The 16351-nt window shown below is 43.9% G+C and carries 23 protein-coding genes; 10 read left to right on the top strand and 13 right to left on the bottom strand.

What is annotated here, in order from left to right; genetic code table 11:
- Position 1: 1 nt before the first annotated feature.
- The 7 genes from mobB to MJO53_RS13190 form a co-directional block, all read right to left on the bottom strand.
- Positions 2-1021, bottom strand: a complete 1020-nt coding sequence (gene mobB / locus MJO53_RS13220) for a MobB family relaxase (protein WP_252079412.1) — start codon at positions 1019-1021, stop codon at positions 2-4.
- Between the two features lie 2 nt (positions 1022-1023).
- A complete protein-coding gene (locus MJO53_RS13215; protein ID WP_252079411.1) occupies positions 1024-1608 on the bottom strand; it encodes a BfmA/BtgA family mobilization protein in 585 nt (194 codons plus the stop codon).
- 472 nt (positions 1609-2080) lie between these two features.
- Entirely contained in the window at positions 2081-2260 is a 180-nt protein-coding gene (locus tag MJO53_RS13210; RefSeq protein ID WP_127139856.1) for a hypothetical protein, read from the bottom strand.
- Between the two features lie 364 nt (positions 2261-2624).
- On the bottom strand, positions 2625-2780 hold the full coding sequence (locus tag MJO53_RS13205) for a hypothetical protein (RefSeq protein ID WP_239057501.1): 156 nt from the start codon (positions 2778-2780) through the stop codon (positions 2625-2627).
- Positions 2781-2921: 141 nt separating this feature from the next.
- A complete protein-coding gene (locus MJO53_RS13200) occupies positions 2922-3371 on the bottom strand; it encodes a JAB domain-containing protein (RefSeq protein WP_127139855.1) in 450 nt (149 codons plus the stop codon).
- A 70-nt stretch (positions 3372-3441) separates the two neighbouring features.
- Complete coding sequence (locus tag MJO53_RS13195; RefSeq protein WP_163627718.1) at positions 3442-3789, bottom strand: single-stranded DNA-binding protein; 348 nt, start codon at positions 3787-3789, stop codon at positions 3442-3444.
- A 656-nt stretch (positions 3790-4445) separates the two neighbouring features.
- On the bottom strand, positions 4446-5282 hold the full coding sequence (locus MJO53_RS13190) for a DUF932 domain-containing protein (protein ID WP_127139853.1): 837 nt from the start codon (positions 5280-5282) through the stop codon (positions 4446-4448).
- A 501-nt stretch (positions 5283-5783) separates the two neighbouring features.
- On the opposite strand from MJO53_RS13190, the gene MJO53_RS13185 reads away from it, so the two are divergent.
- The 10 genes from MJO53_RS13185 to MJO53_RS13140 all read left to right on the top strand — a co-directional run bounded on the left by MJO53_RS13185 (position 5784) and on the right by MJO53_RS13140 (position 10382).
- Positions 5784-6155, top strand: a complete 372-nt coding sequence (locus MJO53_RS13185; protein WP_252079410.1) for an ArsR/SmtB family transcription factor — start codon at positions 5784-5786, stop codon at positions 6153-6155.
- 1 nt (position 6156) lies between these two features.
- Positions 6157-6759, top strand: a complete 603-nt coding sequence (merTP, locus tag MJO53_RS13180) for a mercuric transport protein MerTP (RefSeq protein WP_252079409.1) — start codon at positions 6157-6159, stop codon at positions 6757-6759.
- Complete coding sequence (locus tag MJO53_RS13175) at positions 6759-6968, top strand: GDCCVxC domain-containing (seleno)protein (RefSeq protein ID WP_127139850.1); 210 nt, start codon at positions 6759-6761, stop codon at positions 6966-6968. Before merTP ends, MJO53_RS13175 begins: the two co-directional genes overlap by 1 nt.
- A 64-nt stretch (positions 6969-7032) precedes the next feature.
- A complete protein-coding gene (locus MJO53_RS13170) occupies positions 7033-7395 on the top strand; it encodes a metal-sensitive transcriptional regulator (protein WP_252079408.1) in 363 nt (120 codons plus the stop codon).
- A gap of 156 nt (positions 7396-7551) precedes the next feature.
- The gene (locus MJO53_RS13165; RefSeq protein ID WP_252079407.1) at positions 7552-7824 is read left to right on the top strand and encodes a thioredoxin family protein; all 273 of its coding nucleotides are present in this window, start codon (positions 7552-7554) and stop codon (positions 7822-7824) included.
- A gap of 13 nt (positions 7825-7837) precedes the next feature.
- A complete protein-coding gene (locus tag MJO53_RS13160) occupies positions 7838-8680 on the top strand; it encodes a hypothetical protein (RefSeq protein ID WP_252079406.1) in 843 nt (280 codons plus the stop codon).
- Positions 8681-8734: 54 nt separating this feature from the next.
- Positions 8735-9232, top strand: a complete 498-nt coding sequence (locus MJO53_RS13155) for a heavy-metal-associated domain-containing protein (protein ID WP_252079405.1) — start codon at positions 8735-8737, stop codon at positions 9230-9232.
- Positions 9193-9570, top strand: coding sequence for a hypothetical protein (locus MJO53_RS13150; protein WP_252079404.1), 378 nt, complete (start codon positions 9193-9195; stop codon positions 9568-9570). Before MJO53_RS13155 ends, MJO53_RS13150 begins: the two co-directional genes overlap by 40 nt.
- Entirely contained in the window at positions 9560-10096 is a 537-nt protein-coding gene (locus MJO53_RS13145) for a hypothetical protein (RefSeq protein WP_252079403.1), read from the top strand. Before MJO53_RS13150 ends, MJO53_RS13145 begins: the two co-directional genes overlap by 11 nt.
- On the top strand, positions 10068-10382 hold the full coding sequence (locus MJO53_RS13140; RefSeq protein WP_252079402.1) for a hypothetical protein: 315 nt from the start codon (positions 10068-10070) through the stop codon (positions 10380-10382). The genes MJO53_RS13145 and MJO53_RS13140 overlap by 29 nt, the downstream gene beginning before the upstream one ends.
- 272 nt (positions 10383-10654) lie before the next feature.
- Here the strand turns inward: MJO53_RS13140 and MJO53_RS13135 are convergent, their stop codons facing one another.
- The 6 genes from MJO53_RS13135 to MJO53_RS13110 all read right to left on the bottom strand — a co-directional run bounded on the left by MJO53_RS13135 (position 10655) and on the right by MJO53_RS13110 (position 16351).
- Entirely contained in the window at positions 10655-10954 is a 300-nt protein-coding gene (locus MJO53_RS13135; RefSeq protein WP_252079401.1) for a MerR family DNA-binding protein, read from the bottom strand.
- A 288-nt stretch (positions 10955-11242) separates the two neighbouring features.
- Positions 11243-13207 (bottom strand): heavy metal translocating P-type ATPase, encoded by a 1965-nt coding sequence (locus tag MJO53_RS13130; protein ID WP_252079400.1) that lies wholly within the window; start codon positions 13205-13207, stop codon positions 11243-11245.
- A 33-nt stretch (positions 13208-13240) separates the two neighbouring features.
- Complete coding sequence (locus MJO53_RS13125; RefSeq protein ID WP_181898143.1) at positions 13241-14032, bottom strand: cation transporter; 792 nt, start codon at positions 14030-14032, stop codon at positions 13241-13243.
- Positions 14033-14059: 27 nt separating this feature from the next.
- Positions 14060-14482 carry a Fur family transcriptional regulator gene (locus MJO53_RS13120; protein WP_015361364.1) on the bottom strand — a complete coding sequence of 141 codons (423 nt, stop codon included), beginning with the start codon at positions 14480-14482 and terminating at the stop codon, positions 14060-14062.
- A complete protein-coding gene (locus MJO53_RS13115; protein ID WP_252079399.1) occupies positions 14475-15116 on the bottom strand; it encodes a cation diffusion facilitator family transporter in 642 nt (213 codons plus the stop codon). Before MJO53_RS13115 ends, MJO53_RS13120 begins: the two co-directional genes overlap by 8 nt.
- A gap of 5 nt (positions 15117-15121) precedes the next feature.
- Positions 15122-16351 carry an efflux RND transporter periplasmic adaptor subunit gene (locus tag MJO53_RS13110; RefSeq protein ID WP_252079398.1) on the bottom strand — a complete coding sequence of 410 codons (1230 nt, stop codon included), beginning with the start codon at positions 16349-16351 and terminating at the stop codon, positions 15122-15124.

The following is a 16351-nucleotide window of genomic DNA, read 5'->3' as shown; positions in this document are numbered from 1 at the left end:
TTTAAATTCCGATCGACCCCGATTCCAAGGCCTTTCCGATTCCTTTTTTGAGCTGCATCATCGCCTTATAGGCCAATTGGGCCTTGTTGGTGGGGATGGTCGGCACCTTGATGCCCGCCTTGAACAACAATTGCTTGGCCGCCTGCCGTTCATTCGTCGGCAAGCCCAAGAGGGCCGAAAAAAAGCGTTTGGGATCCTTGTCCAAGAGGTTGCGGGCATGATAAGTCTCCACAAAATTTCTTTTGTACCCGAACTGTTTGTCAAAAGTCTTTTCCGCTGCCCTGTAGAACTTATCCCGATCAAAGCCCTGTTTGACGTTCTGTCCATGAAGGGTGGTCTCGGAAGTTCGGAACTTGGAGCCCGGGGAAAGGCTATGGGTATTGGTCCTATCCATTCGGCTGACGATGATATGGATATGGCTTTGGTGGCCCTCCTTGGCCATCCCCGGAACGATGCGCTTGCCGTGCTGTTGGTGGGGGGCTTCCCGTTCCAAGATTTGTATCCGCTCTTGAAGTTGGGCGATATCCCCTTGTCCCCGGCCTTGTTGTATGGCCCTGACCTGGTGTTGGAGTTCCAGTATCTTAGTGGCATTCGCTTGGTTCTCCTTGACTTGCCGGTCCTTTTCAGAATAGGTGCGTTCACGTTCCAGCTTGGCAAAATAGAGGATATCCTTGACGGTCACTTCACGGTCCCGGTAAAAGGAGGCCGCATAGGTATTCATAACCTGCCGGGTGTATTGCCTCAGTTTCTCGGGGTCGTTTCCGATATGCTGGAGTTCCCTTTGGGAAGGGCTCACCACCAGGGAATAGAATTTGGGCTCCCGTTTCTTGAGCTTGGCCGTATTGGCGTCGATCTCGGCAATGACCCGCTCCGCATCGATGTTGTTCTCTTCCTGATTGAAATACCCTTCCTGTAGTTCCGGTTCCCTCCCTTCGTTCTCCTTTTCCAGATAGTTGACAAAATCCCGGGCACTCCCCTTAAAATTGTCCCCCAGTTGTTGGCGTGTGATGGCGATGTACATAATTACTTCTTTTTAAGTTTTGTACGGTATTTTTCAATGGCCTCGGGATTGAGGTCCAATTTGAGGTGGTCCTTCCCAAAGCGGTTGTGGTATACGCTCACATGGTCCAGCACATAGGTAAAATCCTCCTTGAGCTCCTCCATTTGTTCTTCCAAACGGTCATAACGGATCTTGGGCACGGTGACCTCCACATCAAAAGATTCCATCTCCTTGGATGGCTTGGCCTCGGTCAATTGCTGTTCGATAAAATCAAAATCGCTGTCCCATTCCTCATCATCGGATTCCAGTTCCTGCTCAAAGAGGGCCTGGATCATGCTAACGGTGGGCAGGGTCTGTTCCTTTTCAATGCTGCGCATAATGGCGACCATGGCATTGAAGCGGCGTTTGATGAGATATTTGAGACTTGCGATGGTCTCGTGCATCCGTTCGTCCGGGGAGATCCCGTTGTGCTCAAAAAACTCCACCATGGCCAATAGCGTCATGGAATGGGATTTCCCTTGCCGCTTGGAAAAGCCCTTGAATTTGGCGAGCACCGATATTTTGATGCACACGGTCCGAAACGCTTCCTTTTCGTATCCTCTATCCATTTTTAGCTTAAAAATTCCTTGGTTTTATTGGCCCCAGCGGATTTTTACGCTAAAAACGCCAAGGACCCTATTTTTTAAAATATCACAAACCCCCATAAACAGGGGCCTTGCGCAGCAACTATGATCGGAAGGACGCGCGAGCGTGCTACCCTCTTGCTCCTCCTTTTTGTGCAGCGGCCCAAAAAAGCATCGCACAAGCCGTCTTGAAAAGACCGCCGTCCCTTATCATATTATACCTTATGGAGCACGGACTTTGGGAAAGTCAAATCAGGTTGGGATGCCGTGCAAACTGTGCTGCGGTGCAGCATCTTAAATATACCCACATTCCCCGGGGTACAAAAATGCGTTCTGTGGGCAAATGGCATCATTTGCCCACGGAATATATGGAACGGGCATTTCTGGGTTTCCACAACGTCAGGTGTTCCCCCGGAACGCCAAAAAAAAAGACCCTTTTTCAAGGGCCTTGTTCCAGTCAGTCCTCCGATGGGACGGTGTCGGTCTGTTCCCTGTAATATTCATACCGGAATATCCAGAGATTGACCACCAGGGAGTAGGTTTTGTCCACCGTGGCATCAGCTGTCTTTTTGACAACGCTTTTCTTTGGGTGTTTCTTTGCCGGGATCTCCAACGACTTTTTTACAATTGCTTTCATAATACATGATTTTAAGTTATCAATTATTTGATGGCATCCCCGCACCTCCCAAAATTTCAGCTCAAAAGGAAACGGAATAAATAGTGAGGTACGAACGGTTTATGCCGTAGTCTTTTGATGGGAACATTTTTGAAGGGCGAACTTGCGGTCAAATAAGGGATAGGTATTCTTTGGGGTTGCCCAGTACTTTACAAACAAGAATTTCCCAAATTGGTTTTTGGGTGTTCGACCCACCTAAAAACCAACCACGAACCAATAAAAAAGCCCATCATAATGGATGGGCTTGGATAGTGTGTTTAGGGTTCACATATTAAATACAAAATCATAATGGTATAGATTTCGCATGGCTTCCCTTCGACTCCGCTCAGGGCAGGCCCAAGAGGGCTTCATAGTCCTTATCATGGATTTCTGCAAATTGGCGCAATTCGGTCCCGGAACGATATTCCACATCTTCCTTGGAACTGGAAAGCAAACGTTCCTGGGTTTCGCTATCGAGGTTTGTAAAATTCAAATAGACCATGTTTCAATGTTTAAAAATTCATTGTTTACAAATCATAAAGGCTCGGATCGAACCCATCGGGATAGTCCCTTGGGTCATGTTGATATGCTTCTGCATTTTCAGGCTCGGATGTTGTTGTCTTTTCGTCCATTTCTACAACATTTATAGGATTCCGTTATCTGCGAAACTGTAATACCGTCCATCGGGTGCCAGAATGATATGGTCCAATACCTTGACATCAAAAAGCTGTGCGGCCTCTTTGATTTTTTGGGTCAATTGTTTGTCCTGGTAACTTGCCTTGAGCTGCCCAGAGGGATGGTTGTGTGCCAGGATGACCCCCACGGAAAGGGTTTTCAGTACTAGGGCAAACAGGATGCGCACATCCACCAAGGTTCCCGTGATGCCCCCATGGGAGAGCGGATAAATGCCCTTGACCTTGTTGGACTGGTTCAGCAATACGATCTTAAAAGTTTCGTACAGGCCTATGGTCTGATTGTCCCAATTTTGGAACAACAGTTCCGCCACCTCCTTGGAGTTGGTCACCGACAGGGATTTGAGGGTAGAGAGCTTTTCCCGATAACTGATCTGTATTTCGTTGACTTTGAGTTCCATCTTTTTCTTGTTACAGGTTAAAAAAGGAATGGGGCGCCCAATCCAAAGAAAGACAGGGCACCCGTAACCTCTATTCCTCGCTGGTGGTTCCACCCAACAGTAAAATCTCACTCGCTACCACTTCGGTCACATAGCGCTTGTTGCCCTCTTTGTCCTCATAGGATCGGGAGGTCAGTTTTCCCTCAATGGCAAGTTCCTTTCCCTTGATTACAAACTTTTCGATGATGTCGGCGGTCTTGCCCCAGGCGGTCACGTTGTGCCATTCGGTATTGGTGACCTTTTCGCCCTTTTTGTTCCTGTAATGCTCATTGGTCGCCAAGGACAAACGGGCAACTTTTTTGTCATTTTCCAAGTTGGTGATCACTGGGTCTTGCCCCACGTTACCGATCAACTGTACTTTGTTTCTTAAACTGCTCATAATAAAAGGTTTTAAATGCCTGCCCTCTTGGCAGACGGGTTACTGATTTCCCCGTATCTCCATGCAATTGTGTGCGGATTTTAAGGGGTGTTTGTTTGCTTCTTGGGTGCGCAGCACAATAAAAGAAGGGGGTTCAGTCAAGGCTTTTGGGAGGAAATCGGGAGGCTCTGCGACGTGGTTTTTACCGAAGGGCTAAAAACTAGGAAGTGGAAACCCTATTTGTGAGCAAAACCCGCTTGGCCTTGACGGGTTCCATAAGGGCCCTAGGAATTCCTTCCGACCCAGACCCGTGCGAGCGTACGGAAAGTTAAGCGAGCTAAGGGGATGGCGTCCTGATTGGAAGTCCTTGGGCACTGCCCTGTTTTTCGATGCCCCGAAAAACAACCAAAGGCTTCTTTTATTATGAACCCCTTAAAATCACCAGACCAACGACAGGGCTTTAGGAATCCACGAGCAAAGCCCCAAGAAGGGTTTGCCGGGGATGACGTGAAAAAGCACTGGACGTTGGGCTTCCTTGTTTGACCGATTCCTGATAGTATTTAAATGCTTTGATGACCGAACAAAAAAACTCCCGATACTTCAGGTACCGGGAGTCGATGTATTGGCAATGGCGATCCCTTCATGGGTTGTGCCCTCTTGATGACCGACCGGGACACTTAGGCCATGTCAAGGACGGTCTGGAAGAGTTGTTTGTCCAGACGCTCTTGACGTGAAAAGCTTCGTTTCAGGGTACCGTGCAATACGGCATTGAAGGCATTGTAGCCCAACCAGAGGTTTGGGGCAGTGCCCAACAATACGGCCTCATTGTCCAATATGTCGATGACCTCACGGGCCTTTTTGGACGGGTTTGCGTTCTTGTCGCTGCACTCATAACGGAACAGTTTGGTACGTTCCAGCACTTCCCTTACGAAGGTCTTGGTGTCCACCAGTTCGACGGCCATCATTTGGCTGAACCTGTCGGAGATGGTATAGAACTCGTTGTCCATGAACTTTTTGAACAGCCCCTCCATCTCGGGCATGATCAAGTGGGCGCCGTTGGTGCTGTGCTTGATGGAAAAGGCAATCTCTGCCTGTGCCACGTGCAGGCCATTGGAGCATACTTGGCGGTAGAACCCAAAATGTCCCGAGGTGCGCTCGCTCCCATCGTAGGAGTTGGTAAACCGCAGCATGGGCAGAATGGTATCCTCTCCATTGCCCACCGAGAACTGGGAGCTGTCGGAAAGGATAAAGTCCATGCAGAAGGTACGGTCCGAGCGGTTGATGGTCTGGCGGTGGTAGTCAAGACCCGCATCGATGAGCATCTGTTCCGCTTTTTTGAAGAAAAGCTCGTTGGCGATGTGCCCATAGCTCTTGGACACAATATTGACAATCTTGCCATTGCTGACAATGGCGCGTTCCAGCCCTTTACGGGAGGGCATTGGGGTCAGTTCATTTAACGGTCTTACCTGGGTCGGTACGAAGACCTCGTCCTGTTGCAATCTGTCTAAATACATAATCATTGGATTTAAGGTTAAACAATATTTGCATGGAAATCCAAACGGGAGGCAGGCTGTGGAGCGGCAAGGAAACGGAATAAAAAGCGATTGGCGGCTTTATGCCGTCCCTTGTCCGGTGACAGGATGCGACGTTTACCTTGGTGCAAAGGATTGGTCGGGGTGTTGGGCCATGGTGTCATTCAAAGTGGAAAACCATATGATCTGAACCACTTGGGTAAAGACCCGAGTATAAAAGTTTGTTCCGATGTTTTCGATTTATCCCAGCAAAGTGAATCAAGTGGTGGGTTGAGCATATATATCTTAGGCTTTAAAATCAAGGATCATTGATAATCCAAAAAAGCTTATCCAACCAGAATACTAAGGAAAAGAACAAAAACTCCAATAGAAGATCATTCGTTTGGATTCCATCCTTAAGAAAAACGGTCGTGGATAGAAATTACATATTTAAGTATTTGCTTAAATTATTATACAATTGTAATTTAGTTGAAAATCGTTCATATGGATATTCAAAATAGTTGTATCCGGGCAGAGGCCGATCATGTTCAAATATTGAGATGCAAGGAAGATTTGAGCGGCGTTACAACTTCTATCGAGGCAATAAGCAAAGTTATGGCACTGGCCGGCAATGAAGTTCGTTTTAAAATATTGTATTTGTTGCAACGGGAAACAGAACTGTGCCCCTGTGATTTTGCCGATATTTTAGTAATGAGCGTACCGGCTATTTCCCAACATTTACGTAAGATGAAGGATGCAAATGTCATTTCTGCCCGTAGAGCAGGACAAACGATATTATATCGTATTTCAAAGGAAAACCAAGCGTTCTTGGCTGCTATTTTGAGCAATGTGGTCTCTGAAAGGAAAATTGCATAACATGAAAAAAACGATGACATCCAACCGAATGGCATTTACTGGATTATTTTCAGCTTTCGTGGCCTCACTGTGCTGTATCACCCCTGTCTTGGCTCTGCTTTCCGGCACTACTGGAATTGCTTCCACATTTTCTTGGATAGAGCCGTACAGACCTATTTTAATGGGTGTGACCGTTTTGATTCTTGGATTTGCGTGGTATCAAAAATTAAAACCACGTCCACAGGATATTGATTGCGCCTGTGAAGATGATAGACCTAAGTTCATACAATCCAAGACTTTCCTGTTTTTGATTACCATTTTTGCAGGTACAATGTTGGCATTTCCCTACTATTCTAAAATATTTTATCCTAACTCAAATGCCGAGAGGCAAATAGTCTATGTATCTGAAAGTAACGTAAGTGAATTGACTTATTCCATAGAGGGAATGACATGTGCAGGTTGCGAGGCCCATATTGAAAACGAGGTCAACAAACTAGAGGGCATTTTGGAAGTAGATGCAAATTATGGGACATCCCTGACTGTCGTAAAGTTTGATAACAGTAAGGTAAGTGCCAATGATATAGCATCTGCCATTAAAAAAACCGGATATAAGATCATCGAATAATGAAAACTGTGTTAGAATCCACCATTACGTGTCCCAAATGCGGACACCGCAAGAAAGAACTGATGCCGACCACGGCTTGCCAATTCTTTTACGATTGTGAAAATTGCAAGGAGGTTTTAAGGCCAAAAGCGGGCGATTGCTGTGTCTTTTGCTCGTATGGCACCGTTGCCTGTCCATCCGTTCAGGAAGGCTCTCTATGTTGCGAGTAAATTTGAAAAATTATTTGGGGACCACCCTGGGAGCCTCATTACTTTGTTACAAAATTTAAAATCAATGATACCACGAGATTTAAGCAAGGACTTAAAACCGAGGTTGCAAAGTATCAATGGGCAAATAAGCGGTCTCGTTAAAATGCTGGATGAGGATACGGACCCGGAGAAGATACTGATACAGTTCAAGGCAGCCCAGAAGGGACTGGAGAAGGCCTACTTCCTGTTGCTTGACGAAACCTATCGAAAGGCACTTGCCATCAAGATTTCAGAAACCGTGGAAGCCTGCCCTGGGAATTGTGGCAATGAAGACCGTATTGAATTTATCAGGAAGCAGTTCCCTAATCTGGAATTGGACAGTCTTACGGATAAAATGAAGGAAATAGCCTCCCTTAAGGCCAAACTGGAAGACTATAGCGACAAATAAACTTTACCAAAAAGCAATACGATCAATGGCCCAAAAAAAAGGGCCATTTTTTTTTAATATTGTTTGGAGACCACCCTACCCTCCTTCCTACCTTTGATTCGTTGTTTGGATCCGATGACAATGGAAAGAAGAAATAAACAATTCAAAAACAGAAAGATGAAACGTCAAGTAGAAGTTTTTACCGCCAATTGCCCGATCTGTGACCCTGTCGTCGAAATGGTTCGGGAACTGGCTTGCGATGAATGTGAAGTAACCACATACGATTTGGTTGAGCAATTCAGCGATAAGACCTGTCTCGCTAAGATGAATGAATACGGAGTACATAAATTACCAGCGGTTGCGGTCAACGGAAAATTGTTGGATTGTTGTAAGGACTCGTCCATTACCAAAGAAAGATTGACGGAGGCGGGCATTGGACAGACCTCATAAAAACCAGCTAAAAATGATTGTCAAAAAAATCACGAAGTTACCGGTAAGAATCAACTATCTGGTATTGATATTCCAATTGGCTTTCACGGGGGTAGCGGTGGCTCAATGCCACGGCCCCTTGTATGGTCTACAGACCCCGACCCTTGCCAAGGGCGGAGTGGATCTGAATGTGGCTGGTATGACCCTAAGCACGGAAGATGAAACCTTGTATATGTTGCGTTATCTATTTTCCTATGGAATTACCGAAGATTTGCAGGTCAATTTGACCACACCGACAATGATCGGGCGTTTGGATAACGCACCGAGGACCCGGGGCAACAGCAATATGCCCGCAAACGGAGATATCGAGGCTTCTCTTTGGTACCGTTTTTTTTCCAACGCCTTTGGTGTGGGCAAGCGCTTTGAGTCAACCGCTGTTTTTGGTGTTTCCACACCCACCGATGATGTACGCGGACAGGTCAACGTCGGCCAATCCGTACACGCCGCCATTTCAACTGGCTATGCTTCACGGACCTGGTATGGATGGCTCGGGGGAGGATACCACTATTATTTCGGGAAAAACGGCGAACAATTGGGGGATTTGCCCTATGCCTCTGCCGTTGTGGGGTATCGCCCCAATATTTTTATGGGTGATTATCCAAAACCCGATTGGCGCATTTTCATTGAATCGTTGGCCGAGTTTCCCGGTGAGGCCATCTATGAGGGAAACCTGAACGATTCTGGCACGAGAAGCACGAAGGTTCTGGTCGGCCCATCTTTTTTGGGACTGTACGGTGCGTGGGGCATATCCTTTGGCGCTATGTTCCCGGCGGTACAGAACCTGACTCCAGGAGCTGTAAGGGAAAATACCGAGTAGCGATAAATCTGAGCTATTGGTTATAGATAGCGATAAATTTTTAAAAAGTTGAGTATGATGAAAAATAGTGTATTGGTGATAATAATGGTCTTGTTGGTTGTGGACACTCTAAGCGCCCAGATAACCTATGTGGATCAGGAAGTGTACGGGATGGATTGTGCCCCTTGTGCCTATGGCCTGGAACGGGGGCTGAAAAAGATGGACGGTCTTCAGAAGGTCCGTGTCAGTCTCAATGATGGAAGGGCCTATCTTGACCTGGCCGCTGAGAACGAACTCACTTTGGGGGCCATTCAAGAGGAAGTGAAAAAGAACGGGGTTTCCGCTAAAAAAGCAGCGGTGACCGTTTCGGGCAAACTAAGTAAAGAAAATGGCCAATGGTTGGTAGCCAGCCCCCGGGAACAATTTTTGGTGTCGCAAGCCACTTCAACAGAATATCTTGAAAAAATGACGGAGGGCAACGTCACGGTGAGTGGCACAGTGGACGATGTGGAAGATGACAATCTTCCAGGCCAATGGATACTTACGATATCAAAAATGGAACGGATTCAATGAGGACCACTTTAAAATTGATGTTGGGCACAAGCTTGCTTACCTCTTTTCTACCCCTGATGTGCTGTCTTGTGCCCGTATTTTTATCGTTCGGGGCAGGATTGGGAGTTTTGGCCGGAAACTTTGAATGGCTGCATCCCGTACAACCCTATCTGAGCACCTTTTCGGTAGTTGTTCTTGGGATTCCCCACTACAAAAATTTCAAAGGTTCAAGAAAGTGCAACAAAGGGAAACCGTGCAAAAATACCGTTGGCAAACGCAGTATCAGTTCATGGTCTTTATGGACGGTTCCCTCGCTTGTCCTGATTTTTATCGTCTTAAACTACTTATATGAATTCTAAACTAGTTAGTATCCTCTCAATTGTTTTCTTGGTTCTTTTCATATCCGGTTGTAAGAGGCACAAAAAACAGTGGCAGTTTGAACGAAAGATTACGCTTCCCGAAGAATCCCGTCCCTTGGCATTGGCAAAGGATAGGGATGTCATCTGGTTTTCGGACCCCGATTATTTCCGGCTGTATAAAATAGACCTGAACGGAAAAGTATTGGATTCCATCACGGGCATCCAACGACCGATGAACATCCATTTTGAAAAGGGTGCACTTTATATTCCAGAGTTTTTGACCGATTCCATTTGGAAATATAAAAATAGCAGGTTAAGCCCCATGAAAATAAATAAGACTCCACAGGCACCGGCAGGTGTTTCCATATATGGGGACACCATTTTGGTCGTTGATTTTTATAACCATCGTATTATTGTGGAGACCCCTAATAAAAGTTTTACCATCGGTAAACAGGGACATAAGGATGGGAAACTATACTATCCTTATAGATGTAAAGATGAAAAACGGCAAGGTTTACGTGGCTGATGCCTATAACCACAGGATCCATATTTTTGATTTTGAAGGCAACCATATTGCCACCATCGGACAAAATGAGAAAATAAACGTGGCTTCAGGAATTGCTTTAAACGTCAATGAATTGGCCATCACCGACCAAGAAAATAGTCGGGTATTAATTTTTGACCATAAGGGCCAACTGCTTCAGATATTGACAGAAAACATCGTATATCCAACTGATGTTCTGTTCGACAGGAACAAACTTTATATCACAAATTTTAAGGAAAACTCAATTTTAATCTGGTCTTTAAGATAGTAATGTATCACTGGTTCCTTAAAAAATACTTTACGTAACAATAGCATCTTTTTATGAAAACATTTGGTCTATTCTTTCTAAAAAATATTATTGCAGGGCACCTTTAATCGGTTTGATAGGCTAAAGGATTATCAAATCTTGCACCACCAAATAGAGGATATATACCGAATGGAGTTCCGTTAGAAGTTATGTGCTACTCTGAAAAATTGAGCGTTCAACTAAAAATTTACTGAAATCAAGGGGCAATTTTCCGATTTGCTTTCTTGGGACGCTCAGGAATCCAAGCTTCCAATAATCAGGCTCTTCATTTCTTTCAACTCTTTTATTTTCTTATCGATCAACCTTACCTTTTCAAGCATTTTTTGTGATACATTCTCACACGCAGCTGTATTGAATTCCAATAGCCCAAAAAAATCTGAAATCTCATTTAAGGTAACCCCAAAGCCTTTCATTTCATCATTGACAAGAAGTTTTTCCAAAGTTCCATCGGAGTAATTCCTATAACTGTTGCATTCATCTTCCTTTGAGACATCGGCATCAAACCCTTCTTTTATAAAAGCATATGGTATCACCGGAAAACCTTGTTTTCTTGGACAACTGGCCCATTTGCATATACCTTAAAAATAAAGTCTACATTTCGCTTGACCGTTGACTATACTCCACGGTCTATATTTGTAAAGAAAACTTAAAAAATAATGAGCACAAACATCGCATACAAAATCCAACCACTTAAAATTGTAGGTGTTCGCAAACATTCTGTTTATTTGGTCTTTTTAAGTATCTCTTTTCTGGATTCGTTGCGTTTCATAAAATGTTTAATTTATGGGGCTGTATTTCTATAAGTCCCTTTATTAAAAGACCTATTGCCACTTCATTTTCTGCAATCTGACGGCATTGAGGATAGCAAGCAACGCAACACCTACATCAGCAAATACGGCTTCCCACATCGTGGCCAATCCACCTGCACCGAGAATGAGGACAATAACCTTTACACCAAATGCCAACCCAATATTCTGCCAGACAATTCTTCGCGTTGATCGACCAATTTTAATCGCTCTTGCAATCTTACTGGGTTGGTCGGTCTGTATGATAACATCGGCTGTTTCTATAGCAACGTCGCTACCCAAACCACCCATCGCAATACCTACACCACTTGCCGCCAAAACGGGTGCGTCGTTAATGCCATCGCCAATAAATGCGACTTTCGTTTCAGGTTGCTTTTTAAGTTCTTCAACTTCATTCAGTTTATCTTCGGGTAACAACCCACCTTTCGCCCAATCGATATTTAACTCTTTTGCAACTTGTTGAGTTATAGAATCCTTATCGCCGGATAGCATTATAATTTTGGAAATTCCTGAATCCCGAATTTGTTTAATGGCTTGGTGCGCATCATCCTTGAGTTCATCTGCAATGGTTACATAACCTGCAAATTCCCCAGCAATAGACACCATAACGATTGATTCTACAATACCATCTGTTTCCGAGGGGACTTCTATGCGGTTTGAGGTCATCAAAGCCTTGTTACCTACCAACACCGTTTTCCCGTTGACAGTTCCTTTCAATCCCTTTCCGGCAACCTCTGAAACATTAGTCGCTTCATAATCCGAGCCGTCAGCTTTATATTCGAGAATCGCCTTGGCGATAGGATGAGTGGATTGCTCTTCCATCGCCATCAAATACTTCATAAACTCGGTTTCCTCAAATGTGATGGAATTGATTTCCTTGATTTTAAAAACCCCTTTAGTAACAGTTCCTGTTTTGTCCATTACGACCGTGTTCACTTGGGTCATTGCATCGAGAAAGGAAGCACCCTTGAAAAGAATACCGTTGCGGGATGCCGCACCCAATCCGCCAAAATAGCCCAGCGGTATAGAGATGACTAAAGCACAAGGACAGGATATCACAAGGAATATTAATGCTCGATAGAGCCAATCCCTAAAAACATAATCATCTACAAAAAAGTAAGGTAGAAACGTCAGTCCGATGGCAAGGAATACAACGATTGGCGTATAAATCCGAGCAAATTTTCTGATGAACAGTTCGGTCTTTGATTTTCTGGCAGTTGCATTCTGTACCATATCCAGAATTCGTGCAATGGAACTATCCTTGAATTCCTTGGTCGTCTCGATTTCGATTACACCATCAAGGTTGATGCTTCCAGCAAAAACGGTATCGCCTTTAGCAATTGTATCAGGTTTGCTTTCGCCTGTCAAGGCAGCAGTATTAAAAGAACCCTTTTCAGAAAGTATAATGCCATCAAGAGGAACTTTTTCGCCTACACGTACCTGTATCTTTTCACCGATTTCAACAGTCTCGGGATTTACTGAAACAAAATCACCATCACGATAAACCAAAGCCTCATTTGGTCTTACATCGAGTAAGGCTTTTATATTTCCCTTCGCACGGTTAACGGCCGCATTCTGGAACAGTTCGCCCACAGCATAAAATAACATTACGGCTACGCCTTCTGGATATTCGCCGATAGCGAACGCCCCTAAAGTGGCTATGGACATCAAGAAAAATTCGGTAAAGAAATCACCATTTTTAATACTTTTCCAGCCTTCTCTTATCACCGGAAAACCAACAGGGATATAGGCTACCGTGTACCATACTATGCGAATCCATCCTTTGAAGAAAGGAAACGCATCAAAGTAATCAATAGCGATTCCGGCTATCAACATCACAAAGCTGAAAATAGCCGGTAGATAGGTTCTAAAATTTGAAATTTCTTCAGGGCTGCTATGGTTATGGCCATCGTCGTGACTGTGCTCGCCTTGTTGTTTTTTTGGTTCTAAGTCACGTAAGTTTATTTTTTTCTTTTTCATATGTTCTAATCAAGTTTGATATCATTTTAAAAACTACTTCGATAATTTCAATATTCTCAATGCACCGCGCATTACAAAAGTGAAAACGATGCCGCCAATCACTAAATCGGGCCATTTACTATTCAGAAAATAAACCAGCACCCCAGCTACTATAACACCACCATTAACAATAATATCATTGGATGTAAAAATGGCACTTGCCTGCATATGAGCCTCTTGACTCTTTGCCTTGTTGATGAGCCAGAGCGATATCAAATTACCTGCCAATGCGAAAATTGAAACGATAATCATCCATTGAAACAAGGGTGTTTCGGTATTGCTAAAAAACCTTCTCAAGACCTCTGCAAACCCAAGTGTTGCCAATGCCATCTGAAAGTATCCGCTGTATTTCGCAACCTTCTTTTTTCTTGAAATGGCACCGCCTACCGCAAATAGGCTTAATGCATATACGATGGAATCTGCCAGCATATCTAATGAGTCTGCCACAAGACCCATCGAAGAAGAAATCCAACCGGTGGTCATTTCGATAACGAAAAAGCCAAAGTTGATGCCCAAGACCCACCATAGGATTCTTTTTTGTTTGGATTGGTCTTCCATTACGGGTGGTTCGGCTTCTGTGGTTCCTTCTAAGGAATCCCCAAGTTTTAAGCTGGCTATAGACGTTTTTATCGCCTTGACGTCGTCCACGTGATATACTTCCAATTTTCTGTTTGGAATATCAAAATCCAAGTGTTTTACTTGAGCATAAGACTCTAACTTCATCCGAATCATCTGCTCTTCTGAAGGGCAGTCCATTTTAGTTATTATAAAAGTGCTTTTTTTCAAAATCAATCTAATTTGTTCGTTTGTTTATTAAAGTAAATTACTGCTGCATTTTTCGCATATTCCCGTAACCACGAGATTAACATCCTCTGCCAAATATCCATCTGGCAAATTGATATGCGGGATTTTTTGTTCCGTTAAACAAACTGTTTCGTCACAGTTAGTGCAATGAAAATGTAAATGCAAATCCTGTTCTATTTCACAATTACAGCCTTCTTCACAAAGTGCGTATTTAGAGATTCCAGTTCCGTCATCTATGTGATGCACCACGTTTTTTTCTTCAAACGTTTTTAGGGTTCGGTACAATGTGGTTCTATCCGCTTTTGCGAAAGCATTCTCAATATCAGTCAGGGCGATGGCGGCATCCCTATCGGCCATATACTTATAAATCAAGATGCGCATTGCGGTGGGACGCACGTTATGGTCATTTAATGTTTTTTCAATTTCAGTCATTTTGTGCGGTGTTATAATTGATATTTTTAGCTTTATTGTAGGCTTCATAGCCTTCTTTTGCAGCGTACGGAACGATAAGTAATGCCGCCACAGGATCTGCCCACCACCAGCCTAACCAGTTGACCAATAGCAATCCTATAAGTACGACCACGGTTTGGTATAAGCAAATAAAGGTGTCTTTAGCATCAGCCAGCAAGGCTGGACTGTCTAATTTCTTTCCATACTTTCTTTTGAAATAGATCAGGATAGGATTTACAACCAGGGAAACCAATAATATAATCAGTCCCATCGTGCTCCAGTTTGCGGTTTCTTTATTTATAAGCTTTGTAATGGAATCGTAGGAAATGAAAATACAGATGAGCGTAAAGGAAACTGCAATTACGTTTAACGTGATTTTTTGTCTTCGTTTTACTTTTTCTTCATCGATACCTTTAATCTCGCCGTGTAGTCGCCAGCCTAATGTTCCCGCACTAACCACTTCAATCGTGCTGTCCAATCCCCAACCTATCAGAGCCGAACTATTTGCCGTAAATCCTGCTATAAGCGAGACCACCACTTCAATAACATCATAAATAACGTTCCAAATCTGTAGTGTTCTGGCTTCTTTTAAATTTCTTTTTCTTGCCTCTTTCATATCTTTTAATGTTCGTGTTCTGTCTCTCCTTTTTTCATTTCTCCCATAAGGTAATAGGCATTATTGAATGCAAAACGCGTGTTGGAATCTGGGGTTTCAAAAAAACGTATGGCTATCCAGTCACCATCCTTCTCGCCCGTAGTGACTTCTACTGGTATAAAACTCCAAGTGTTGCCTTCCCTTTGCGCTTTAAACACATAATCCCTACCACCTTCTGTAATAATGGCACTTTCTGGTAATGCGGTTTCAGCGGTTTCATCGTTATCAACTTCAATCCTACCTTTAATGTACATTCCTGTGATAAGACCACCACCTTTGTTCTCAATTTCTGCGTGTACGTGCACCGCTTTGGGATCTTGCTCGAAGGTTTTTCCTACTGAATAAATTTCGGCAACGAGTTCCGTTCCTGGTCTTGATTGAACGCTAAATCGTACTTGTTGACCTTTTTTTACCCTATCAACATCTTTTTCGAAAACCATTAAATCTGCGTGTACGTGGTCTGTATCTACTATTTCCATTAGGTTGGTCTGTGGCTCCACATATTGTCCAGTTTTTATAAAAACTTTTTCTACAACCCCTGCAATGGGACTGCGCAATGCAACACGCTGGTAGATAGTGCCATTGCGCACGCCATTCACATTGATGTTGTACTGTCGCAATTGTGCTTCCAGCCCGTTTACCATTGCGGTAGATGACTGATAGTCTGCCGTTGCCTTTTGGAAATTCATACCAGATGCCACACCAGCTTCATAAAGCCTTTTTTGACGTTCGTATTCTTGTTTTAAAAACCGACTGTTGCTGTGTGCATTTAAGTAATCGCTCTGTATCTGTATGATGCTGGGATGTGAGAGATAGGCAACCGCTTGATTTTTTTTCACTTCATCACCTTCTATTACTTCTATGGATGCCACATTTGCTCCTGTTATGGCGGTAATGGATGCTTCGTTTTGGGGTGGTACTTCCAGCGTGCCATTTGCTTCTACATAACCGCTCATATAACGTTGTGAGAGCGTGTCAATTTCCATCTGTAAGGCTTCAAACTGCTGTGCCGTGAGCATTACTTCCTTAGCTTCGCCTGCCATATTATCTTCTTCATCTTCCCCTTCAGAGTGATTTTCTTCTGTTTCAGAATGGGTGGCTTCATCGTGGCCATCTTCAGTTTTTGACTCGCCACAGCTGAATAATGTCAATGCCATAAGCATTGTGGTAATCGGTATATATTTTAATTTTTTCAT

Origin of the sequence: Flagellimonas marinaquae, assembly GCF_023716465.1 — a bacterium.
GTDB lineage: Bacteria > Bacteroidota > Bacteroidia > Flavobacteriales > Flavobacteriaceae > Flagellimonas > Flagellimonas alginolytica.
The sequence above is the reverse complement of the archived record's forward strand: the minus strand, read 5'-3'. Positions and strand labels throughout refer to the sequence as shown.

Coding starts and splice junctions, on each gene's coding strand:
- mobB (WP_252079412.1), bottom strand. CDS start 1,021: ATGTACATCGCCATCACACGCCAACAACTGGGGGACAATTTTAAGGGG.
- MJO53_RS13215 (WP_252079411.1), bottom strand. CDS start 1,608: ATGGATAGAGGATACGAAAAGGAAGCGTTTCGGACCGTGTGCATCAAA.
- MJO53_RS13210 (WP_127139856.1), bottom strand. CDS start 2,260: ATGAAAGCAATTGTAAAAAAGTCGTTGGAGATCCCGGCAAAGAAACAC.
- MJO53_RS13205 (WP_239057501.1), bottom strand. CDS start 2,780: ATGGTCTATTTGAATTTTACAAACCTCGATAGCGAAACCCAGGAACGT.
- MJO53_RS13200 (WP_127139855.1), bottom strand. CDS start 3,371: ATGGAACTCAAAGTCAACGAAATACAGATCAGTTATCGGGAAAAGCTC.
- MJO53_RS13195 (WP_163627718.1), bottom strand. CDS start 3,789: ATGAGCAGTTTAAGAAACAAAGTACAGTTGATCGGTAACGTGGGGCAA.
- MJO53_RS13190 (WP_127139853.1), bottom strand. CDS start 5,282: ATGTATTTAGACAGATTGCAACAGGACGAGGTCTTCGTACCGACCCAG.
- MJO53_RS13185 (WP_252079410.1), top strand. CDS start 5,784: ATGGATATTCAAAATAGTTGTATCCGGGCAGAGGCCGATCATGTTCAA.
- merTP (WP_252079409.1), top strand. CDS start 6,157: ATGAAAAAAACGATGACATCCAACCGAATGGCATTTACTGGATTATTT.
- MJO53_RS13175 (WP_127139850.1), top strand. CDS start 6,759: ATGAAAACTGTGTTAGAATCCACCATTACGTGTCCCAAATGCGGACAC.
- MJO53_RS13170 (WP_252079408.1), top strand. CDS start 7,033: ATGATACCACGAGATTTAAGCAAGGACTTAAAACCGAGGTTGCAAAGT.
- MJO53_RS13165 (WP_252079407.1), top strand. CDS start 7,552: ATGAAACGTCAAGTAGAAGTTTTTACCGCCAATTGCCCGATCTGTGAC.
- MJO53_RS13160 (WP_252079406.1), top strand. CDS start 7,838: ATGATTGTCAAAAAAATCACGAAGTTACCGGTAAGAATCAACTATCTG.
- MJO53_RS13155 (WP_252079405.1), top strand. CDS start 8,735: ATGATGAAAAATAGTGTATTGGTGATAATAATGGTCTTGTTGGTTGTG.
- MJO53_RS13150 (WP_252079404.1), top strand. CDS start 9,193: ATGGATACTTACGATATCAAAAATGGAACGGATTCAATGAGGACCACT.
- MJO53_RS13145 (WP_252079403.1), top strand. CDS start 9,560: ATGAATTCTAAACTAGTTAGTATCCTCTCAATTGTTTTCTTGGTTCTT.
- MJO53_RS13140 (WP_252079402.1), top strand. CDS start 10,068: ATGAAAAACGGCAAGGTTTACGTGGCTGATGCCTATAACCACAGGATC.
- MJO53_RS13130 (WP_252079400.1), bottom strand. CDS start 13,207: ATGAAAAAGAAAAAAATAAACTTACGTGACTTAGAACCAAAAAAACAA.
- MJO53_RS13120 (WP_015361364.1), bottom strand. CDS start 14,482: ATGACTGAAATTGAAAAAACATTAAATGACCATAACGTGCGTCCCACC.
- MJO53_RS13115 (WP_252079399.1), bottom strand. CDS start 15,116: ATGAAAGAGGCAAGAAAAAGAAATTTAAAAGAAGCCAGAACACTACAG.
- MJO53_RS13110 (WP_252079398.1), bottom strand. CDS start 16,351: ATGAAAAAATTAAAATATATACCGATTACCACAATGCTTATGGCATTG.